This is a genomic window from Streptomyces pinistramenti (assembly GCF_020564935.1).
In the GTDB taxonomy this organism is placed as follows: Bacteria; Actinomycetota; Actinomycetes; order Streptomycetales; family Streptomycetaceae; genus Streptomyces; species Streptomyces pinistramenti.
Genome location: NZ_JAJCXB010000061.1, coordinates 1 through 19,776, shown reverse-complemented (window position 1 = coordinate 19,776; position 19,776 = coordinate 1). Strand labels below are relative to the sequence as shown.

The 19,776-nt window shown below is 71.8% G+C and carries 28 protein-coding genes, 1 pseudogene and 1 riboswitch; of the genes and pseudogenes, 18 read left to right on the top strand and 11 right to left on the bottom strand.

Annotated elements, in window-relative coordinates:
* Positions 1-4: 4 nt before the first annotated feature.
* The 6 genes from LIU39_RS29325 to LIU39_RS29305 all read left to right on the top strand — a co-directional run bounded on the left by LIU39_RS29325 (position 5) and on the right by LIU39_RS29305 (position 4,124).
* Positions 5-1,153 (top strand): hypothetical protein, encoded by a 1,149-nt coding sequence (locus LIU39_RS29325; protein ID WP_227049958.1) that lies wholly within the window; start codon positions 5-7, stop codon positions 1,151-1,153.
* A gap of 179 nt (positions 1,154-1,332) precedes the next feature.
* The gene (locus tag LIU39_RS29320; RefSeq protein WP_227049957.1) at positions 1,333-2,034 is read left to right on the top strand and encodes an LmeA family phospholipid-binding protein; all 702 of its coding nucleotides are present in this window, start codon (positions 1,333-1,335) and stop codon (positions 2,032-2,034) included.
* Positions 2,035-2,235: 201 nt separating this feature from the next.
* Positions 2,236-2,343, top strand: a complete 108-nt coding sequence (locus LIU39_RS35710; protein ID WP_372464091.1) for an Ms5788A family Cys-rich leader peptide — start codon at positions 2,236-2,238, stop codon at positions 2,341-2,343.
* 152 nt (positions 2,344-2,495) lie between these two features.
* Positions 2,496-3,335 carry a sulfurtransferase gene (locus LIU39_RS29315; RefSeq protein ID WP_227049956.1) on the top strand — a complete coding sequence of 280 codons (840 nt, stop codon included), beginning with the start codon at positions 2,496-2,498 and terminating at the stop codon, positions 3,333-3,335.
* Positions 3,336-3,384: 49 nt separating this feature from the next.
* Positions 3,385-3,672: a DUF1416 domain-containing protein gene (locus LIU39_RS29310; RefSeq protein ID WP_030085405.1), complete on the top strand. Its 288-nt coding sequence runs from the start codon at positions 3,385-3,387 to the stop codon at positions 3,670-3,672.
* 167 nt (positions 3,673-3,839) lie between these two features.
* Positions 3,840-4,124, top strand: coding sequence for a DUF3099 domain-containing protein (locus LIU39_RS29305; protein WP_227049955.1), 285 nt, complete (start codon positions 3,840-3,842; stop codon positions 4,122-4,124).
* A gap of 15 nt (positions 4,125-4,139) precedes the next feature.
* Here LIU39_RS29305 and LIU39_RS29300 read toward each other — a convergent pair whose 3' ends face one another.
* Both LIU39_RS29300 and LIU39_RS29295 read right to left on the bottom strand, forming a co-directional pair.
* The gene (locus tag LIU39_RS29300) at positions 4,140-4,505 is read right to left on the bottom strand and encodes a DsrE family protein (RefSeq protein ID WP_227049954.1); all 366 of its coding nucleotides are present in this window, start codon (positions 4,503-4,505) and stop codon (positions 4,140-4,142) included.
* Positions 4,506-4,534: 29 nt separating this feature from the next.
* Entirely contained in the window at positions 4,535-5,344 is an 810-nt protein-coding gene (locus LIU39_RS29295) for an alpha/beta fold hydrolase (protein WP_227049953.1), read from the bottom strand.
* 86 nt (positions 5,345-5,430) lie between these two features.
* Between LIU39_RS29295 and LIU39_RS29290 the strand changes: the two genes are divergently transcribed.
* From LIU39_RS29290 to ygfZ, 7 genes are all read left to right on the top strand, one after another.
* Positions 5,431-5,907 (top strand): MarR family winged helix-turn-helix transcriptional regulator, encoded by a 477-nt coding sequence (locus LIU39_RS29290; protein ID WP_227049952.1) that lies wholly within the window; start codon positions 5,431-5,433, stop codon positions 5,905-5,907.
* 272 nt (positions 5,908-6,179) lie between these two features.
* Positions 6,180-6,785 carry a heme-binding beta-barrel domain-containing protein gene (locus LIU39_RS29285; protein WP_227049951.1) on the top strand — a complete coding sequence of 202 codons (606 nt, stop codon included), beginning with the start codon at positions 6,180-6,182 and terminating at the stop codon, positions 6,783-6,785.
* 38 nt (positions 6,786-6,823) lie between these two features.
* A riboswitch (cobalamin riboswitch) is annotated at positions 6,824-6,897 on the top strand.
* Positions 6,898-7,013: 116 nt separating this feature from the next.
* The gene (locus LIU39_RS29280) at positions 7,014-8,117 is read left to right on the top strand and encodes a FecCD family ABC transporter permease (protein ID WP_372464090.1); all 1,104 of its coding nucleotides are present in this window, start codon (positions 7,014-7,016) and stop codon (positions 8,115-8,117) included.
* The gene (locus tag LIU39_RS29275; RefSeq protein ID WP_227049950.1) at positions 8,117-8,923 is read left to right on the top strand and encodes an ABC transporter ATP-binding protein; all 807 of its coding nucleotides are present in this window, start codon (positions 8,117-8,119) and stop codon (positions 8,921-8,923) included. The genes LIU39_RS29280 and LIU39_RS29275 overlap by 1 nt, the downstream gene beginning before the upstream one ends.
* An 8-nt stretch (positions 8,924-8,931) precedes the next feature.
* The gene (locus LIU39_RS29270) at positions 8,932-9,939 is read left to right on the top strand and encodes an ABC transporter substrate-binding protein (protein ID WP_227049949.1); all 1,008 of its coding nucleotides are present in this window, start codon (positions 8,932-8,934) and stop codon (positions 9,937-9,939) included.
* A 38-nt stretch (positions 9,940-9,977) separates the two neighbouring features.
* Entirely contained in the window at positions 9,978-10,415 is a 438-nt protein-coding gene (locus LIU39_RS29265; protein ID WP_227049948.1) for a Fur family transcriptional regulator, read from the top strand.
* Between the two features lie 30 nt (positions 10,416-10,445).
* On the top strand, positions 10,446-11,411 hold the full coding sequence (gene ygfZ, locus LIU39_RS29260; RefSeq protein WP_227049947.1) for a CAF17-like 4Fe-4S cluster assembly/insertion protein YgfZ: 966 nt from the start codon (positions 10,446-10,448) through the stop codon (positions 11,409-11,411).
* A 19-nt stretch (positions 11,412-11,430) separates the two neighbouring features.
* Here ygfZ and dtd read toward each other — a convergent pair whose 3' ends face one another.
* Positions 11,431-11,856 (bottom strand): D-aminoacyl-tRNA deacylase, encoded by a 426-nt coding sequence (gene dtd, locus LIU39_RS29255; RefSeq protein ID WP_227049946.1) that lies wholly within the window; start codon positions 11,854-11,856, stop codon positions 11,431-11,433.
* 175 nt (positions 11,857-12,031) lie between these two features.
* On the opposite strand from dtd, the gene LIU39_RS29250 reads away from it, so the two are divergent.
* The 4 genes from LIU39_RS29250 to LIU39_RS29235 all read left to right on the top strand — a co-directional run bounded on the left by LIU39_RS29250 (position 12,032) and on the right by LIU39_RS29235 (position 15,076).
* Positions 12,032-12,712: an RsiG family protein gene (locus LIU39_RS29250; protein WP_227049945.1), complete on the top strand. Its 681-nt coding sequence runs from the start codon at positions 12,032-12,034 to the stop codon at positions 12,710-12,712.
* Between the two features lie 50 nt (positions 12,713-12,762).
* Positions 12,763-13,749, top strand: a complete 987-nt coding sequence (locus tag LIU39_RS29245) for an asparaginase (RefSeq protein ID WP_227049944.1) — start codon at positions 12,763-12,765, stop codon at positions 13,747-13,749.
* 152 nt (positions 13,750-13,901) lie between these two features.
* A complete protein-coding gene (locus tag LIU39_RS29240) occupies positions 13,902-14,333 on the top strand; it encodes an ankyrin repeat domain-containing protein (RefSeq protein ID WP_227049943.1) in 432 nt (143 codons plus the stop codon).
* 140 nt (positions 14,334-14,473) lie between these two features.
* Complete coding sequence (locus LIU39_RS29235; protein ID WP_227049942.1) at positions 14,474-15,076, top strand: NADPH-dependent FMN reductase; 603 nt, start codon at positions 14,474-14,476, stop codon at positions 15,074-15,076.
* Positions 15,077-15,113: 37 nt separating this feature from the next.
* Here the strand turns inward: LIU39_RS29235 and LIU39_RS29230 are convergent, their stop codons facing one another.
* From LIU39_RS29230 to LIU39_RS29220, 3 genes are all read right to left on the bottom strand, one after another.
* The gene (locus tag LIU39_RS29230; protein WP_227049941.1) at positions 15,114-15,530 is read right to left on the bottom strand and encodes a VOC family protein; all 417 of its coding nucleotides are present in this window, start codon (positions 15,528-15,530) and stop codon (positions 15,114-15,116) included.
* A 10-nt stretch (positions 15,531-15,540) separates the two neighbouring features.
* Positions 15,541-15,960 carry a helix-turn-helix domain-containing protein gene (locus LIU39_RS29225; protein WP_227049940.1) on the bottom strand — a complete coding sequence of 140 codons (420 nt, stop codon included), beginning with the start codon at positions 15,958-15,960 and terminating at the stop codon, positions 15,541-15,543.
* 72 nt (positions 15,961-16,032) lie between these two features.
* Entirely contained in the window at positions 16,033-16,614 is a 582-nt protein-coding gene (locus LIU39_RS29220; RefSeq protein ID WP_227049939.1) for a TetR/AcrR family transcriptional regulator, read from the bottom strand.
* A gap of 131 nt (positions 16,615-16,745) precedes the next feature.
* Here LIU39_RS29220 and LIU39_RS29215 point away from each other — a divergent pair, with 131 nt between their 5' ends.
* Positions 16,746-17,159 (top strand): VOC family protein, encoded by a 414-nt coding sequence (locus LIU39_RS29215; RefSeq protein WP_227049938.1) that lies wholly within the window; start codon positions 16,746-16,748, stop codon positions 17,157-17,159.
* A gap of 26 nt (positions 17,160-17,185) precedes the next feature.
* On the opposite strand, the gene LIU39_RS29210 is transcribed toward LIU39_RS29215, so the two are convergent.
* The 5 genes and pseudogenes from LIU39_RS29210 to LIU39_RS29190 form a co-directional block, all read right to left on the bottom strand.
* On the bottom strand, positions 17,186-18,004 hold the full coding sequence (locus LIU39_RS29210) for a class I SAM-dependent methyltransferase (RefSeq protein WP_227049937.1): 819 nt from the start codon (positions 18,002-18,004) through the stop codon (positions 17,186-17,188).
* Between the two features lie 57 nt (positions 18,005-18,061).
* Positions 18,062-19,048, bottom strand: a complete 987-nt coding sequence (locus LIU39_RS29205; RefSeq protein ID WP_227049936.1) for an aldo/keto reductase — start codon at positions 19,046-19,048, stop codon at positions 18,062-18,064.
* Between the two features lie 173 nt (positions 19,049-19,221).
* On the bottom strand, positions 19,222-19,431 hold the full coding sequence (locus LIU39_RS29200) for a DUF397 domain-containing protein (RefSeq protein ID WP_227049935.1): 210 nt from the start codon (positions 19,429-19,431) through the stop codon (positions 19,222-19,224).
* A gap of 51 nt (positions 19,432-19,482) precedes the next feature.
* Positions 19,483-19,692: a DUF397 domain-containing protein gene (locus tag LIU39_RS29195; protein WP_227049934.1), complete on the bottom strand. Its 210-nt coding sequence runs from the start codon at positions 19,690-19,692 to the stop codon at positions 19,483-19,485.
* Positions 19,689-19,776, bottom strand: a pseudogene (locus LIU39_RS29190) (transcriptional regulator); the annotation flags it as partial. The pseudogene LIU39_RS29190 and the gene LIU39_RS29195, both read right to left, overlap by 4 nt.

Genomic DNA, 19,776 nt, shown 5'->3' with positions numbered 1-19,776 from the left:
GATCATGAGCGACCAGCAGCCGTACGGACAGCAGCCGTACCCCCCACAGCAGTACGGCACCCAGGACCCGTACGCCCAGCCCCCATACGGGCAGGACCCCTACGGCCACCCCTCCTACGAACAACAGCCGCCCCAGCAACAGCCGTACGCACCACAGCAGTACGGGCAGCAGCAGTACGGGCAGCAGCAACAGCAGTACGAGCAGCAGACGCACGACCAGGCGTACGGCACGCAGGGCTACGACCCGCAGGCGTACGGCACCCAGGCGTACGACCCGCAGGCATACGACCCGCAGGCGGCGCATGTCCCGGCCACCGCTCCCGCCGCCGCGGCCCCGCAGCCGTCCACTGCTCCCGCTCCCGCGCCCGGCACCGCCGTCCCGGCCGGGACCGCGCAGCCGGCGCCGAACCAGCGGGCCCGCGCCGAGGGCCGGTCGCCGATCATTCCGCCCGGTATCCAGCCGGCCGCGCTGACCGCCGTGCTCGCCCTGCTGCTCGCGCTCGCCGCGCCGCTGGGGCAGCCGGTGCTGTGCGTGCCCGTGGTGCTGCTCCAGGCGGTCACGGCCGCGGGCTGGTTCCGGCTGAACGGCATGTGGCCCGCCCGCCAGGGCATTGCGCTGGCCTTCCTCGCGGGGGTCACGACCGACGTCGCGCTGCTGGTCACCGACCACGGCAGCGCTCCGCTCGTCGCCATCGGCACGCTCGGCGTGTGGTGCCTGTTCGTCCTCGTCCTCCAGCTGCGCAACCGCAGCAGCGCCGACGAGCGGATGTACGCGCTGACCGCCGGGCTGACCTCGACCGCCCTCGCGGTGCTCGCGTCGGGCCAGCTCGCGGCCGGGGCGGACGCGGTGGCGGTCGGCGCGGCCGCGGTCGCGGTGGCCGCCGTCGTCCGCGCGCTGCCGCTGCCGTCCGCCGCGACCCTGGTCCTGGCACTGCTCGCGGCCGCGGGCGCGGGCTACGGCGTGGGACAGCTGGGCGGTCTCGGCGCGGCCGGCGCCCTGCTGGGCGTGGTGACCGGCGCCTGCGCCCTGATCGGCCTGCGGGTGGCCAGCTACGACTACCCGTCCCGCTTCGTCCACATGACGGCGGGTGTCGCCCTGCCGCTGGCACTCGCCGCCCCTGCCGTCCACTTCCTGGGCGACGCCCTGAGCTAGCCGGAACGGGCGCCGCACGAACGGCCGCCGGAGCGCGTACCTGCGCCCCCGGCGGCCGTTCCGGCATCCGAGGGGACACTCTCGTTTAGGCTCGCGGTAGGGCGTGGGCAGGGGGCCTGGGCCGTACGGACAGAAGCGAAGCGGCCGGGGTTCCGGCCAGGTGTGGGGGTAGTGGTTCGATGCGTGCACTCAAGGTGCTGCTGGTCATCGTCATCGTCATAGGCGGTCTTTTCGTGGCCGCCGACCGGGTCGCGGTGAACATCGCCGAGGACAAGGCCGCGGACAAGATCCGCAGCAGTCAGGGGCTCGCGGCCGCCCCGACCGTCTCCATCAAGGGCTTTCCCTTCCTGACCCAGGTCGCGGGCCGCAGCCTGGACGAGGTCGACGCCGAGCTGGGCGGCATGGAGGCCAACGCCGAGGGGCACACGCTGCGTATCGACAAGCTCAGCGCGACGTTCCACGACGTGGCCCTGTCGAGCGACTTCTCCTCGATCGAGAACGCCGCGAGCGCCACCGGCACCGCCAAGATCTCGTATGCGGACCTGACCAAGGCGTCCGGCGCGAACGTCAAGGTGAGCTACGGCGGCGAGAAGAACGGCCAGAGCCAGGTCAAGATCTCGCCGAGCATCCCGCTGCTCAGCTCGCTGGAGGTGACCGGCACGATCTCGGTCTCCGGCGGCGACACGCTGCGGCTGCGCGCCGACCGGATTCCGGCGGTGTGCGGGGCGATCCCCGGCTGCACGGACAAGGTCCGCGGCCAGACCGACCACGAGTGGAAGCTGACCCAGCTGCCGGGCAACCTCAAGCTGGACAAGGTCACCGCGCAGTCCGGCGGCATCTCGATCTCCGCGTCCGGCAAGGACGTCAAGCTCCCCGGCTGACCCCGTTCCGGTTGGCCGCCCCCACTCCGTCCAATCGCTGAGACACCGCGTTCCGTAAGTCGACCCCCCACCCGCACAGCGCCGCCCGGCACCCGTCACACACGGCCGGGCGGCGCCTGTCGTCCCGCATCGCGGACAATCACGTCTCAGCATCCGACATGCCGGTGACAGGCCCTGGTGTGCGTCCCTACGATCGGCAGCATGCAGAGCGCATTGAGCGGTCTCCGAATCCGGGGACAGGCGAACCTCACGAAGCGGCGGGCAGTTGACCTGTGCCGCGTCGCCGCCATGCTCTGTCGCCCTGTCTGACGGGGCCTCGCACCCGTCTCTCCGCCCGGCCTGCCGGGCCGCGCCTTCCGCACCTCCCCGCGCAGCGCCGCGCGCAGCGAGCCGCCGCGCACACCCGGCGTAACCGCGTGCCCGACCGCAATCACCCCCCGTAACTGCCCCGGAGGAAGAACATGAGCCGTAGTGACGTTCTGGTGGACGCCGACTGGGTCGAGGCCCACCTCAATGACCCGAAGGTGGTCATCGTCGAGGTCGACGAGGACACCTCCGCCTACGAGAAGAACCACCTCACGAACGCCATCCGGATCGACTGGCAGAAGGACCTTCAGGACCCGGTCCGCCGCGACTTCGTCGACCAGGCCGGCTTCGAGAAGCTGCTGTCCGAGAAGGGCATCGCCAACGACGACACCGTCATCCTCTACGGCGGCAACAACAACTGGTTCGCGTCCTACGCCTACTGGTACTTCAAGCTCTACGGCCACGACAGCGTGAAGCTGCTCGACGGCGGCCGCAAGAAGTGGGAGCTGGACTCCCGCGACCTGGTCGCCGAGGTCCCCGAGCGCGCCGCGACCCAGTACCGTGCGCAGGCCCAGGACACCTCCATCCGCGCCTTCCGTGACGACGCCGTCGCCGCCATCGGCAACAAGAACCTCGTCGACGTGCGCTCCCCCGACGAGTTCAGCGGCAAGCTGCTCGCGCCGGCGCACCTCCCGCAGGAGCAGTCGCAGCGCCCCGGCCACATCACCGGCGCCCGCAACATCCCGTGGTCGAAGAACGCCAACGACGACGGCACCTTCAAGTCCGACGACGAGCTGAAGGCCCTGTACGAGGACGAGGGCATCGATCTCGCCAAGGACACCATCGCCTACTGCCGCATCGGTGAGCGCTCCGCGCTGACCTGGTTCGTGCTGCACGAGCTGCTGGGCCAGGCCAACGTCAAGAACTACGACGGCTCCTGGACCGAGTACGGCTCGCTCGTCGGCGTCCCGATCGAGCTGGGCCCCGCCAAGTAACCCCACGCGCCAGCACCCTCCCTCAAAACCCCTCAAGGAAGTACGTCTTATGTGTGGAGCACAGGCCGGCGGCCCCGACGCCTCGACCATCAAGCCCGGTGAGACCACGATCCAGGGCAGCGTGACCCGCGACGGCGAGCCCGTCACCGGCTACGTCCGTCTCCTGGACAGCACCGGCGAGTTCACCGCCGAGGTCCCGACCTCCGCGACCGGGCAGTTCCGCTTCTACGCGGCCGAGGGCACCTGGACGCTGCGCGCCCTCGTCCCCGGCGGCACCGCCGACCGCACCGTCGTCGCCCAGCAGGGCGGCCTGGCGGAGGTCGCCATCGCCGTCTGACGGCATCATGGAACGGTCCGCGCCTGCCCTGCCGCCGCGGACCGTACGGCCGGAGGGCCGCACCCCAGGGTTTGGACGCCTTGCGCGGGGTGCGGCCCTCCGCGCTGCCCCCGGGGGGACCGCCGTCCGGACTTCTTTCCGGCGGCGCGCGGACTTACCGTGGACTTATGCACGCGCCTCGTTGGCTGCCCCCACAACGCCGTCATCGCTGGTACTTCACGATGATGGGCGTCTGCCTCACGCTCTTCATCCTGGCCTGGAGCGTGGTGCGGCTGTGGTCGGTGACAGCGGCGGTGGTGATGTGCCTGGTGGCGATGGTGATCCCGCCGGTCGCGGCGATCGTCGCCAACCGGCGGGGCCCGCAGGAGCGCTGGTGGGACGAGTCCGGCGACCCGGAGTCCGACCGCTGGTGGCGCGAGCTGGACGACCGGGACGACCGGCACTCGAAGTAGCGGCGGGCGGGCGGCTCAGTAGACCAGCGCCTGCACGCCGTCCGGCATGATCTCGCTGACGAACAGCTGCGAGCCGGCGATCCCGGCGCCCTCGATGAGGTCCTTCTGCTCGATGCCGCGGCGCGCCGCGCACTGCGTGCAGACGGTGATCGCGCCGCCGCCCGCGATGATGCCGTCGATCAGCTCCGGCAGCGGTGCCGCGTGCGGCAGTTCGAACTCCGCCGCCCGGCCGGGCAGCGCGAACCACGCCGACTCCCCCGTCAGCCACAGGGACACCTCGACGCCGCTGGCCACCGCCACCGCCGCCACCGTGAACCCCTGCGAGCACCGCTCGGGCGCATCGGCACCCGCCGTCACCTTGATCACGAGCTTCTTCGCCATGGGGCCACCCTAGGCCGCGGCCCGGCGGATCACCGCTCGTCGGCGTACACGGTCTCCAGGAAGTCCTCGACCGCGCGATTGAAGACGTCAGGGCGCTCCATGTTGGGGTAGTGGCCCACGCCCTCGATGGTCAGGGTGCGGCCGTCGGCGACGGTGTGGGCGAGCTTTTCGGTCATGGCGATGAGGCCGGGTGCGTCGAGGGCGCCGCTGACGGCGAGGAGCGGCACCGTGATGCCGGCCGCGCGGGCCGCCGCGTCCCGTACCGGTACGTAGTGGTCCGGTTCGTCGACGGTGTGCTTGGCGACGGTCCTGCGGCTCGCTTCCTGGAGCCGTCGCACGAGGCCGGGATCGACCTCCTCGCGCGTGCGGTGCGGTCCCGTCACCCAGTCCGCGACGTTGCCGAGCCAGCGCTCGATGTCGCCTGCGGCCAGGGCGTCGTCGGACCGCGGATCGTTGACAGGGCCGTCGAGTACGCCGCCGCCGCTGATCACCAACGCCCGTACCAGACCGGGGTGTTCCAGCGCGGTGTCGACGGCGGTGATCGCGCCCATCGACAGGCCGACGAGGACCACGGGGCCGGTGCCGAGGTGGCGCAGCAGCGCGGCGAGGTCGTCGGCGGGGCGGAACGGGCGGCTCGCGTTGGCGGATCGGCCGTGCCCGCGGGCGTCCGGCGCGATCACCCGGTGGCGCCGCGCGAGGAGGGGCACCTGGTCGTCCCACACGGTGTGGTCGGCGAAGCCGCTGTGCAGCAGCACCACGGGCGGGCCGCTGCCGGTGTCGCGGTAGGCGAGGTGGCCGTCGTCGGTCTCGAACGTGAAGAGGTCGGAGGCGTCAGTCATGACAACCAAGGTGCCATGCCGCAGGGATTTTGACAACCAAGTTGTCACTATCGCCGGGACGGCAACCACGGTGTCACCATGGCCGGGTGACCGACCACGACACCACGCCCCTGCCGCCGGACGACCTCGCCGACCGGCTCACCGAAGTGTTCGCCCTGGTCGGACCGCTCTACCGGCGCGTGCAGCGCAAGGTCGAAACGGACGCACCGGGCCAGGGACTCTCCGTCGGCATCCGCGCCGTCCTCGACCTGCTCCGCGAACACGGCCCCCTCACCGTCCCGCAGATGGGCCGCGCCCAGGCCCTCAGCCGCCAGTTCGTCCAGCGCATGGTCAACGACGCCGCGGCCCGACACCTCGTCGAGACCCGTCCGAACCCCGCCCACCAGCGCTCCCCGCTGATCCGCCTGACCGACGAGGGACGCGCGGCCATCACCGCCGTCACCACCCGCGAACGCGCCCTGCTGCGTCAGGTCGGCGGCGACCTCACCGGCGCCGACGTCACCGCCTGCCTCCGCGTCCTCGCCCGGATGCTCGACCTCTTCGACGACGTCGACGTGAACTGACGCGGAACGGCGGCCCGCCCGGGGCCCCGACGGCGGGCGGGGAACCTCACAGCGCCGCCGCGATCGGCGACGACTAGACTCGGATCCGGTCCGTATCACCTCACTCCGTCCAAGGAGCGCGCTCGTGCTTGAGGCAGTCTTCACCACCCTGCTCGTCCTCGTCGGCGTCGGCGTGCTCGCCTTCGCCGGTCTGACCTGGAAGAAGCTGTACCAGGGCCAGCGCTGAACCGCTCCTGACCGTCTCCTGAATCCTCTACAGATCGCCTGAGCTCATGATCGAGATCCCGTCCGACCTGAATCCGGCCCTCGTCCCCCTGGCCTTCCTCCTGGGCAACTGGGAGGGTGCGGGTGTCGCGGAGCTGTTCGACGCAGACGGTGGCCCCGGCACCGAGAAGTGCAACTTCGGCCAGGAAGCCACCTTCACCCACGACGGCCGCGACTTCATCGAGTACACCTCGCACAGCTGGGTGCTCGACGGCGAGGGCAAGAAGGTCCGCCCGCTGGAGACCGAGAGCGGCTACTGGCGCATCGACAAGGACCGCAAGGTCGAGGTCGTGATGATCCGCGACCAGGGCATCGTCGAGGTCTGGTACGGCGAACTCGCCGACCAGAAGCCGCAGATCGACCTGGCCACCGACGCCGTGGCCCGCACCGCGGCGGCCGGACCGTACAGCGGCGGCAAGCGGCTCTACGGCTACGTCAACAGCGACCTGATGTGGGTCGGCGAGAAGGCCACCCCCGACGTGCCGCTGCGCCCCTACATGTCCGCGCACCTGAAGAAGGTCGCCGGCCTCCAGGAATGGGCGGAGAGCCTGCCGGCCGACACCCCGGACGGAGTGTCGTTCTTCAACGCCGACGGCACGCCGTACGAAGGCTGACCGCACCACCAGCACCACCCAGCACAACGCGCCCCGCGGGGGAAGTCCGGTGAGAGTCCGGCGCTGACCCGCAACGGTAAGCGGAACCACCCTTCCGCAAGCCCGATCACCCGCGGCGGCGCCCGATCCTGACAACTCGCCGTGGACTGCGAGAGGACGCCACCGGTGCCGCCCGCACCGGGCCGTGCCTCCATCCCTAGGACGGCCCGAGCCGAAGGCGGACCGCCCGTGGCCCCGACCACCCAGGCCGCGCCCCGCGCCCCGAGCCCGCACGACGGGCCTGGGGCGCGCCCGCGCCGGATACCCGTACCGCCCCTGATCGCCGTGGCCGCCGTGCTGCTGGCCGGCTCCGTGCTGTGCGGCGTCGGCCTCGGCGCCTCCGGGCTCGGCTGGGGTGAGGTGCTGCACTACCTCGGCGCCGGGCTGACCGGCGGCTCCCTCACCCCCGGCGAGGTCTCCGGCTACACCATCGTGTGGGAGCTGCGCTTCCCCCGCGCCCTGCTGGCCGCCGTCGTCGGCGCGGGCCTGTCCGCCATCGGCGTCGCCGTCCAGGCGCTGGTCCGCAACGCGCTCGCCGACCCGTTCGTCCTCGGCATCTCGTCCGGCGCCGCCGTCGGCGCCAACGCCGTCCTGCTCTTCGGCGCGGCCGGCGCACTCGGCGTCTGGGCGCTGTCCGCCTCCGCCTTCGTCTGCGCGCTGCTCGCCATGGTCCTGGTGTACGCGGCCGCCCGCACCGCGCACGGCCTCACCCCGCTCCGGCTGGTCCTCACCGGCACCGCGATGTACTACGGCTTCTCCGCCGTCACCACCCTGATGGTGTTCTCCGCCGACCACGGCGAAGCGGCACGCTCGGCGATGATGTGGCTGCTCGGCAGCCTGAGCGGGGCCGGCTGGGCGTCCCTCCCGATCGCCGCGTTCGCGGTGGCCGCCGCGCTGGCCTATCTGCTGCTCTCGGCCGGCCGGCTGAACGCGCTGGCCATGGGCGACGAGACCGCCGCCGCCCTCGGGGTCGACGCCGCCCGGCTGCGCCGCGAACTGTTCGTCGTCGCGGCGGCGGTGACCGGCGCGGTGGTCGCGGTCAGCGGCGCGATCGGCTTCGTCGGACTGATGGTGCCGCACATCACCCGCATGCTGGTCGGCTCCGACCACCGCAAGGTCCTGGCCGTCGCCCCGCTGCTGGGCGCCGTCCTGCTGGTGTGGGTGGACATCCTCTCGCGGGTGCTGCTGGCCCCCGTCGAACTGCCCGTCGGGGTGCTCACCGCGGTGATCGGCGTGCCCTGCTTCGTGCTGCTGATGCGGCGGCGCGGCTACAGCTTCGGAGGCGGCGCCTGATGCGGATCGACATCGAGGACCTGGCGGTCGAGGTCGCCGGGCACCGGCTCGTCCACGACATCGCGCTGACGGCCGGCAGCGGCCGGCTGATCGGCCTGGTCGGCCCGAACGGCAGCGGCAAGTCCACCCTGCTGCGCTGCGTCTACCGCGCGCTGCGCCCGGCGGCGGGCACCGTCCGTCTGGACGGCGACGACCTGCACGCCATGACCGCCAAGGAAGGCGCCCGGCTGCTGGCCGCGCTGCCCCAAGAGGCCGCGGGCACCTTCGACTTCACGGTCGCCGAGGTCGTCGCGATGGGCCGGCTGCCCCACCAGCACGGCTCCGGACGGCCCGGCGCCACCGACAACGGGATCTGCGCGCGGGCCCTGGACCGGGTCGGCGCCGCACACCTGGCGGGCCGCGGCTTCCTCAGCCTGTCGGGCGGCGAGAAGCAGCGGGTGCTGATCGCCCGCGCGCTGGCCCAGGAACCGCAGGTCCTGGTGCTCGACGAGCCCACCAACCACCTGGACATCGCCCAGCAGTTGGAGGTGCTCGCACTGGTCCGTGACAGCCGCCTGACGGTGCTCACCGCGCTGCACGACCTCAACCTCGCCGCCGTGCACTGCGACGAGCTGTACGTCATCGACGGCGGCCGGATCGTCGCCTCGGGACCGCCGCACGACGTGCTGACCCCCGACCTGCTCGCCGAGGTCTTCGCGGTGCGCGCCCACCGCGTACGGCACCCCGAATCGGGCGCCGTACAGCTGCTGTTCGACCGGCTGCCGTCGCCCGCACCCCCCGTCACTTCCGCCGCGCCCGCCTTCTGAGGAACGCCATGCCCCGCCGCACCGCCGCCCTGCTCCCCGTCCTCGCGCTGGCCCTCACGGGCTGCGGCGCACAGGTCGCCCACGACGACACTCCCGCGAAGGCGGCCGGCTACCCGGTCACCGTCAAGAACTGCGGAAAGCCGCTCACCTTCGACAAGGCCCCCTCCCGTGTCGTCACCAACGACGTGAACATCGCCGACCTGATGTTCGCGCTCGGCCTGGAGGACCACATGGCCGGCTACGTCATGCCCACCTACAAGGGCGACCTCGGCAAGGTCGCCTGGCGGGACGCGTACGACAAGGTCCCGTGGCTGTCCAAGAAGGCGATCACCAAGGAGATCGCGCTGGACGCCAAGGCCGACCTCGTCTTCGCCGGCTGGAGCTACGGCTTCGGCGAGGGCAACGACCTCACCCCCGCCTCCCTCAAGAAGCTCGGCATCGGCGCGTACGTCCTGACCGAGTCCTGCCGCAACGGCGGCTCCGGCAGCTCCCGCGGCGTGATGCCGCCCCTGGAAGCGCTCTACACCGACCTGGCGAACCTCGGAAAGATCTTCCACGTCGAGGACCGCGCCACGAAGCTGATCAAGAACTACCGCAAGCAGATCGCCGACGTCCGCGCCAAGCTCCCCGAGGACGGCCACCGGCCCTCCGTCTTCCTCTACGACAGCGGCCAGGACAAGCCGATGACCTCCGGCGCCTTCGCGGCACCGGACGACATCATCACCAAGGCCGGCGGTGACAACCTCACCAAGGACGTCAAGGACTCCTGGACCACCGTCGGCTGGGAAACCGTCGTCGAGCGCGACCCCGACGTCATCGTGATCAACGACTACGGCACCCCGACCGCCCCGCAGAAGAAGAAGTTCCTCAAGAGCTACCCGCCGCTCGCGAACGTCTCGGCCGTCAAACACGACCGGATCTTCGTCCTCGACTACGCCGACCTGGTCGAAAGCCCCCGCAACCCCGCCGCCGTCACCGCACTCGCCCGCTACCTGCGGACAGTCCACGCCGACTGACGCCACCCACCGGCGCCACGCCCTCCTACACTGGGGGCGTGGTGACCACCGACTGGCAGAGCGACCTCCGCAGGCGCGGCTACCGCCTGACCCCCCAGCGCCAGCTCGTCCTGGAGGCTGTGGACAGACTGGAGCACGCCACCCCCGACGACATCCTCACCGAAGTCCGCAAGACCGCGGGCAGCGTCAACATCTCCACGGTCTACCGCACCCTGGAGCTGCTCGAAGAACTCGGCCTGGTCAGCCACGCCCACCTCGGGCACGGCTCCCCGACGTACCACCTCGCCGACCGGCACCATCACATGCACCTGGTGTGCCGGGACTGCACGGACGTCATCGAGGCGGACCTGTCGGTGGCCGAGCCGTTCCGGTCCCTGCTGCGCGAACAGTTCGGCTTCGAGACGGACATGAAGCACTTCGCCATCTTCGGCCGCTGCCGCACCTGCACCGCCAAGGCCGCCCCCACCGACTCCTGAGTTGTCACAGCCGGGCCGTACGCTGACAGCATGAAGAGTTCCCTGCTGTCGCTGCCCGGCGCCGTCCCCGCCGAGGCCCCCGACGAAGGCGTCGCCGCGCACTACGGCGATCTGTTCCGGGAGCAACGCGCGCTGGCGGACGGCGCCGGCTTCGTGGACCTCTCGCACCGCGGCGTCGTCGCGGTCACCGGCGCCGAGCGGCTGAGCTGGCTGCACCTGCTCCTCACCCAGCACGTCAGCGACCTCGCCCCCGGCCAGGCCACCGAAGCCCTGATCCTCTCCGCGCACGGCCACATCGAGTACGCGCTCTACCTCGTCGACGACGGCGTGACGACCTGGATGCACACCGAGCCGGGCACCCAGGAGGCGCTGACCGCCTACCTGGAGAGCATGAAGTTCTTCTACCGCGTCGAGGTCGCCGACCGCACCGCCGAGACCGCCGTGGTGCACCTCCCGGCCGGCTCGATCACCGAGGCGCCGCAGAACGCCGTCGTCCGCGAGACCCCGCACGGCCGCGACCTCTTCCTGCCCCGCGCCGACCTGGAGTCCTTCGCCGCCGCGCACGGCCCGGCCATCGGCATCCTCGCCCTGGAGGCGCTGCGCGTCGAGGCGCACCGCCCGCGGGCCGGTCTGGAGACCGACCACCGCACCATCCCGCACGAGCTGGGCTGGATCGGCACCGCCGTGCACCTCCAGAAGGGCTGCTACCGCGGCCAGGAGACCGTCGCCCGGGTCCACAACCTCGGAAAGCCGCCGCGCCGCCTGGTCTTCCTGCACCTGGACGGCAGCGAGGTCCACCTGCCGCCCCACGGCACCCCCGTACGGCTCGCGTCGGACGGCGAGGAAGGCCGCCAGCTCGGCTTCATCACCACATCGGCCCGCCACCACGAGCTGGGCCCGATCGCCCTGGCCCTGGTCAAGCGCAACGTCCCGCTCGATGCCCAGCTCAGCGCCGGCGGCACCGCGGCCGCCCAGGAGGTCGTCGTAGAGCCGTAGCGCACCGGAGACCGGCGGCTCAGACCTCCAGCAGCACCGTGAACGGCCCGTCGTTCGTCAGCGACACCTTCATGTCGGCACCGAACCTGCCGGTCTCCACCCGGGCGCCCAGCGCCCGCAGCTGCGCGACGACCTCGTCGACCAGCGGCTCGGCGACCGGCCCGGGTGCCGCCGCGTTCCAGGTGGGCCTGCGGCCCTTGCGCGCGTCACCGTAGAGAGTGAACTGGCTGATCACCAACAGCGGCGCCGCCGTGTCCGAGCAGGACTTCTCGCCCTGCAGAATGCGCACCGACCAGAGTTTCCTGGCCAGCTGCGCCGCTTTCTCCCGGGTGTCCTCGTGCGTGACGCCGACCAGCACGCACAGCCCCTCGCCGACGATCTCGCCGACCGTTTCCCCGTCCACGACGACGGCCGCGCCGTCCACCCTCTGCACCACAGCTCGCATAAGCGCCATCATGCACCGCGCCGATACGCGTTCGGACAGCCGTACCCATCCGAGGGCCGTTCGGGTGTCATGGCCCTGCACACGGACCGCCCAGAGTGGCACGATGCGTGCACGTGGTGCGTTTCATGGACAACATGCCCTGGATGCCGCACCGGACGAGGGGACGGAACGATTCATGAGCACTGCCGGCGCCGGGCGGATTCCCGGTCCCGTACCACCCGCCCGTACGACACCGGCCGGCCTGGCGCCGACCGTCCGTACGACGACCACGGCAACGGCTCCCGCGGAGCCCGGCCGCAGCAAGGAGGGCCCCATGCTCCAGGCAGGCCGGGCACCGCACCGCCCACCGAAGCAACGCGACCGCTTCCAGCCGGTCGTCCAGCCCGATCTGACCGCCCAGACCCTGCCGGATCTGCGGGTGCTGCGCCGCGACGCCCAGCAGGAGGAGGCCGACCTCAGCTATCTGCGGCGGCTGCTCCAGGGCCGGATCGACATCCTGCGCGCCGAGACCGCCCGCCGCGCGGCACCCCTGTCGCCGCTGCTGGACCGCCTGCCGGAGATCCTCACGGACGTACCGTCCAGCCACCGCTCGTCGGCCCGGCACGTCACGCTCGGCCCGCCGCACAGCGAGGAGTACCGCAGGCTCGCCGACGAGATGCTGGGCGAGGTCGAGCTGTCCGACCTCACCGCCCGCACGGACCCGGAGCTCCAGGAGGGCATGTCCCGGCTGGTCCGCTACGAACAGCAGGTCTCGCACCGCCGCCAGTCCCTCCAGCGCATGGCGGACGATTGCAGTACCGAAATCACCCGCAGGTACCGTGAAGGCGAAGCGCAAGTAGACGATCTGCTGTCCTGACCCGGGCCACCGGCCTCCGGGGCCGCAGGTCACGTCCCGGAAGGCCACCGATGACCCCGCCCCGCCCGATATCCGAGCCGACCCCGGCAGATGTGTCTCTGCCCCCGGTGCTCGCCGAGGTCGTACGCTCCGGCTTCGTCGAGGGACGGCACCGCGGCTCGCTGGTGGTGCTGGCCGCCGACGGCAGTGTGGAGACGGCACTCGGTGACGTCACCGCCCCGGTCTTCCCCCGCTCCACGAACAAGCCGATGCAGGCCGCCGCCGTCCTGCGCGCGGGCCTCGACCTGGCCGACGAGCGGCTGGCCCTGGCCGCCGCCAGCCACTCCGGCGAACCCTTCCACCTCGACCTCGTCCGCACCATGCTCGACGAGTTCGGCCTGCACGCCGACCAGCTCGGCACGCCGCCCGACCTCCCCCTCGACCCGGAGGAGGCCGAGCACTACCTGGCGGCGGGCCAGGTCCGCGACCGGATCACCATGAACTGCTCCGGCAAGCACACCGCCATGCTGGCCGCCTGCGCCCGCAACGGCTGGCCCCTCGACTCGTACCTCGACCAGGACCACCCGCTCCAGCAGCTGATACTCGAAGGCGTCCGCACCGCCGGCGGCGAGGACGTCGCCCACATCGGCACGGACGGCTGCGGCGCCCCGCTCATGTCCCTCTCCCTCACCGGCCTCGCCCGCGCCTTCCGCCACTTCGTCACCGCCGACCCCGGCACCCCCGAACGCCGCGTCGCCGACGCCATGCGCGCCCACCCCGAGTACGTCGCCGGCACCCGCCGCCCCGACACCTGGCTGATGCGGGCGCTCCCCGGCGTCCTGTCGAAGATGGGCGCCGAAGCCGTACAGGCCCTGGCCCTGCCCGACGGCCGCGCCCTCGCCTTCAAGGTCGACGACGGCGCCACCCGCACCCTCGGCCCGATCCTGGCCCGCACCCTGCGCCTGATGAACGTGGAAGCCGACATACTCCACCGCATAGAAGACGCCCCCCTCCTGGGCGGCGGCACCCGCGTAGGAGCCATCCGCGCGGCCTTCTGAGACCGGTCCGCCCACACGAGCCACCGGCCGAAGGCCGGGGCACGGGGACAGTCCCCATCACCCACCGCCCCCAGCCCGTTGGCCTGCACAAAGGGCCCCCCGCCCCCCGACAGTGGCGAGGACATCACCACCACAGCAGGAGGCCGGCGATCATGAGCGACGCGAATACCGAGCCGCAGGGGCCCGAGGCGACCGAGCACGCGCACGACCCCGAGGTGCTGCAACTGGCGGCCAAGGTGTTCGACCTGGCACGCCACGGCGACACCGACACCGTCGCCGCCTACGTCGACGCCGGCGTACCGGCGAACCTGACGAACGACAAGGGCGATTCGCTGGTGATGCTGGCCGCGTACCACGGCCACGCCTCGACCGTGGAGGCCCTCCTGCGCCGCGGCGGCGACGCCGACCGTCCCAACGACCGCGGCCAGACCCCGCTCGCCGGCGCGGTCTTCAAGGGCGAGGACGAAGTCATCAGGGTCCTGCTGGCACACGGCGCCGACCCCGCCGCGGGCACGCCGTCGGCGGTCGACACGGCGCGGATGTTCCAGAAGACCGAACTGCTCGGGCTCTTCGGCGCCGAGTAGCCAAGCCGCCCACGGCCACGGCCACCGGCCCCCCGGAACGGGACAGGAACCCACCAGCCACAGTTGACCTCAACCTTGATCGAGGTCCTAGCGTCTGGTTCCGACGGCAACACCGCCGTACCGTTCCGAGGGGCCCCCGCATGTCCGCGCACACACCCGCACCCACGCCCGAGCACACCCCCGCGCACCGCTACACCCTCGCCGTGATCATCGGCAGCACCCGGGAGGGCCGCTTCGCCCCGGTCATCGCGAACTGGTTCGCCCGGCACGTCGCCACCCACGCGCACATCGACCTCGACGTCATCGACCTCGACACCGTCCGCCCCTACGAACTCCGGCACGGCAGCCAGGAGTTCACGGCGTTCTCCGAACGCATCGGGGCGGCGGACGCCTTCGTGGTGGTCACCCCGGAGTACAACCACTCCTTCCCGGCCCCGCTCAAGCACGCCATCGACCTGCTCAACCCCCAGTGGCACGCCAAGCCGGTCGGCTTCATCTCGTACGGCGGCGTCTCGGGCGGCCTGCGGGCCATCGAGCAACTGCGGCTGGTCTTCGCGGAGTTGCACGCCACCACGGTCCGCGAGACGGTCAGCTTCCCGCTCGCCTGGAACCTCTTCGACGAGGAGGGGCGGCTGCACGAGCCGGAGCCCGCCGCCCAGGCCGCCGACGCCCTGATCGGGGAGCTGACCTGGTGGGCCCTGGCCCTGCGCGAGGCCCGCGCCCTGCGCCCGTACGGCGCCTAGGTCCTGTCGTACGGGCCCGCGTCGGCCGGCGCCGGTCTCACTTGCCGCGCGGCTGGGTGAAGCGCAGCATGTTGCCCGCCGGATCGCGGAAGGCGCAGTCGCGGACCCCGTACGCCTGGTCCATGGGCTCCTGCAGCACCTCTCCGCCCGCGGCGCGAATCCGCTCGAAGGCGGCATCGACATCGTCCGAGGCGAAGATGACACCGCGCAGCATGCCCTTGGCCAGCAGTTCCGCCATGGCCTGCTTGTCGGCGGGCGAGGCGTTCGGGTTCGCGAGGGGCGGTTCGAGGACGAGGTTCACATCGGGCTGCGACGGCGCGCCGACGGTCACCCAGCGCATCCCCTCGAACGCGACGTCGTTGCGCACCTCCAGCCCGAGAGCGTCCCGGTAGAAGGCGAGCGCCTCGTCGTGGTCGTCGACGGCGATGAAGCACTGCGAAAGTCTGATGTCCATGCGGCCCACGCTACGAGCGCGCCGCGTGCTGCGCTTCTCCGTTCCTGACCGGTCGCGTGAAGATCTTGGCGACGCAGGCCGGGATGGCGGCGCCCGGCTCGTGCCGGCGTGCCCGGTACGCGCTCGGGCTCTCGCCCACCAACTCGGTGAACCGCGAGCTGAACGACCCGAGCGACGTGCACCCGACCGCGAAGCAGACGTCCGTCACCGACAGGTCGCCGCGCCGCAGCAGGGCCTTGGCCCGCTCGATCCTGCGCGTCATCAGGTAGCTGTACGGCGTCTCCCCGAACGCGGCGCGGAAGCTGCGGGAGAAGTGTCCTGGCGACATGTGGGCCGCCCGTGCCAGCGCAGGAACATCGAGCGGCTCCGCGTAGTCGCGGTCCATCAGGTCGCGGGCCCGGCGGAGCCGAACCAGATCCGGTAGCGTCACCTGCCCAGCGTCGCACGGCCGCCGTGCGGCATGGCGACGCCGGAGCGTGACAGGGCTTACCGGGCCGTACGGCTAGGGCGCGTCCGGTCCGATCGCCCGGTCCACGAGCGCGGTGACCAGCCCTTCCGTCTCCTCCTCGGGCACCACACCAGGCAGCGTCAGCTGCTCCAGCATCAGCCCGGTCATCGCGAGGTAGATGAGCGTCACGGCGGTGCGGTCGCCCGGCAGCCCGCCCTCCAGGTGGAAGCGGATGTCGTCGTCGAGCGTCTCGCGGACGGCCCGGGTCAGCTCCGCGCGCAGCTCGGGCCGCCGGGTCGCCTCCAGGCGCAGCTCCAGCATCGCGAGGTAGCCGGTGCGGTGTTCGGTGACCCGCCGGTTGATCCACCGCATCAGCTCGGCCACCAGCTCCCGGCTCGGCGGCGCCTTCATCACCTCGGCGACCTCCGCCGGGTCGGGCGCGATGCTCTGGTGGATCCGCCCGGTCACCTGGGCCAGCAACGCGTCGCGGCCGGCGAAGTAGTTGGACGCCGTGCCGTGGGGCACACCCGCCGCGGTGTCGACCGCCCGGAACGTCAGCCCGCGCGCGCCCTCGCGCGCCAGGACGTCGATGGCGGCGTCGATCAGTGCCGTACGCCGCTCAGGGTTACGCACCATCCGGATCTCCTCCCGAGAACCTCGGCTTCATTCCTCAACTCTTGACACCGTAACCACTCCACCCGTAGCACTATGCCTGGAGTGGTTGACGTTCGGAATGTCAATTGCCGCGCGAACAGAGAGGATTCCCCATGCAATTCCAGAAACTCGGCGTGGCCGTACTCAGCGACGACGTCGCGGCGAGCGGCCGCTTCTACACCGAGCACTTCGGCTTCACCCCCGTCGCCGCACTCGACTGGTACGTGAGCCTGCACCACGACGCGCACCCGTCGTACGTCATCGACCTCGTCCAGCGCGGCCACGACGCGATGCCGGAGGGTTTCCGCACCCAGGACACCGCCGGTCTCTGCCTCGGCTTCCTGGTCGCGGACGCGGCGGCGGAGGAGGCCGCGCTGCGGGCCGCCGGTGTGGAGATCGCCGAGCCGCTGCGGGACGAGCCCTGGGGCCAGCGCCGGTTCAACGTCTGGAGCCCGGAAGGCATCCTCATCGAGGTGCTCCAGACCATCGACCCGGACCCGGAATGGCTGGCGGCACAGGGACTCTGACCCCGCCAGGCCCCGGGTCGGTGCCCTCAGCCGAGCCGCCGCGCCGTGGCCACCCGCACCGTCATCGCGCACGGAATCCGCCCGTCCGGCAGCGCCGATGCCGCCGACTCCGCCTCGAAGCGGGCCCGCAGCCCGGCGATGACCGCGGCGTCCAGCGGCCCGAGGTCGTAGATCCCGCCGACCGTCCGCCACACCCGCTCCGGCGGCCCGGCCAGATCGATCCGCACGCTCTCCCAGCGCACCGGCCCGAACCCGGCCGGGCCGAAGACCTCGTCGAAGCCCTGCCGGGTGCGCAGCCGCCGGTCGCCCAGCGGGGGGATCCGGCGGGCGTCCGGTGCCGCGTCGAACAGCGGCCGGGCCAGCCGCAGGAACAGTTCGTACGCCTCGCCGCCCGCGGCCCCGCCCCCGATCACCGCGGCCAGCGTGCCGCCGGGCTCCAGCACCCGCGCCAGCTCGGCGGCGACCCGCTCGGCCTCGTCCATCAGCATCAGCGCCATGTGCGCGACGCAGCCGTCGAACCGGCCGTCGGCGAAGGGAAGTTGCTGCGCCCGGCCGGTCCGCAGCTCCGCCGCCGCCACACCGGGCCGGCGCCGGGCCAGGGCCAACTCCTCGGCGGACAGATCGAGTCCGGCCAGTTCCCGGCCCGGATCCGCGGCCAGCAGTTCCAGGAGCAGGCCGTCGCCGCAGCCGAGGTCGAGCACCCGGCGGCACCCGGTCACGGCGTCCCGCAGGATCTCGTAGCTGGAGCGGCCGTCGGCGGACCGGCCGCGGGCCATCGACCGTGCGGTCACCGCCGGATGCGCGGCGTGGAACGTCCGCAGGAAGTCTTCCGGAGCCGTCGTCACCCCCCGAGCGTAGACGGGTGAGTCCGAAGTCGTGCCTGGCCCGGCGGGCGCCGGGGCTCACCCCTCCACGAGCGTCATGCTGCCCGCGTCGTACCGGGTGCCCGCGACCTGGCCCGCCGGGGCCGCCGCGTCGATCGCGGCCAGTTCGCCGTCCGACAGCTCCACGCGCAGCGCGCCGAGGTTCTCCTCCAGGTACGTCTGGCGGCGGGTACCGGGGATCGGCACCACGTCATCGCCGCGGTACTGGACCCAGGCCAGCGCGAGCTGCCCGGCCGACACGCCCTTGCCTGCGGCCAGCTCCGTCAGCTTCCGCACGATCGCCAGGTTCTGTTCGAGGTTCCCGTCGGCGAACCGCGGCTGGGTGCGCCGCAGATCGGACTCCGGGAGCCCGTCGACCGAGGTGTAGCGCCCGGTCAGGAAGCCCCGGCCGAGCGGCGAGAACGGCACCAGGCCGATGCCCAGTTCCCGGCAGACCGGCGCGATGCGCTCCTCCAGGTCCCGGGTCCACAGCGACCACTCGCTCTGGAGTGCCGCGATCGGATGCACCGCGTGCGCCCGCCGCACGGTCTCGGCGCCCGCTTCGGACAGTCCGAGATGGCGCACCTTGCCCGCCGCGACCAGCTCGGCCATCGCGCCGACCGTCTCCTCGATCGGCACCTCCGGGTCGACGCGGTGCTGGTAGTACAGGTCGATGTGGTCGACCCCGAGCCGCCGCAGCGACGCCTCGCACGCCTGCCGTACGTACGCCGCGTCGCCGCGGACGGCGGCCGGTTCGCCGAGCCGGTTGACGAAGCCGAACTTGGTCGCCAGCACCACCTCGTCGCGCCGCCCCGCGACGGCCCGGCCGATCAACTCCTCGTTGTGGCCCGCCCCGTAGAAGTCGGAGGTGTCCAGCAGGCTCACGCCGAGGTCGAGCGCCCGGTGGATCGTCGCGATCGACTGTGTGTCGTCCGCCGCGCCGTAGCCGTGGCTCATTCCCATGCATCCCAGCCCCTGGGCCGAGACCTCCAGCTCACCGAGCCGACGCGTAGGCATCCCCGTCATCCTGCTACCTCCTGGTGCGATGTGGTGCCGCGGTGTCCGGCCTCGTCCCGGAACCGCTCCTGCGACGTTAGGAGTTCGAGCACACTCGAAGTCAACACCCGTACGCGACGGCGGCAGCACACAGCACGAAGCCCCACCGTGCGAGCACGATGGGGCGACGCCGAACCGACGGGTCAGACGGTGCCGAACTGCCCGTCCTTGACACCCGCCACGAAGGACGAGAACGAGCCGGCGGGGAAGGCCAGTTCCGGCCCGTGCGGGTCCTTGGAGTCCCGGACGGGAACCACACCGCGCGAGGCGACGAGGTTGGCAGCGACCTCGATGCAGGAGCCGCCGTTGCTGCTGTAGGAGGACTTGAACCAACGGGGGGATTCGGTCGTCACGGAGTGCCCTTTCGTACCTGCTCGATCACGGCAACGGAAGTGAGGCCCGGGTCAGACGGTGCCGAGCTGTCCGTCCTTGACACCCGCCACGAAGGACGAGAACGAACCAGCAGGAAAGGCCAGTTCCGGGCCACTCGGGTCCTTGGAGTCACGGACGGGAACCACACCGCGCGAGGCGACGAGGTTGGCAGCGACCTCGATGCAGGCGCCACCGTTGTTGCTGTAGGAGGACTTGAACCAACGGGGGGTTTCGGTCGTCACGGAGTGCCCTTTCGTACCTGTTCGATCATGGCCACAGAATCCGCCTGGGAAGGCGCGTCGGCCTGTAGTTGATGGTAGGCGGTC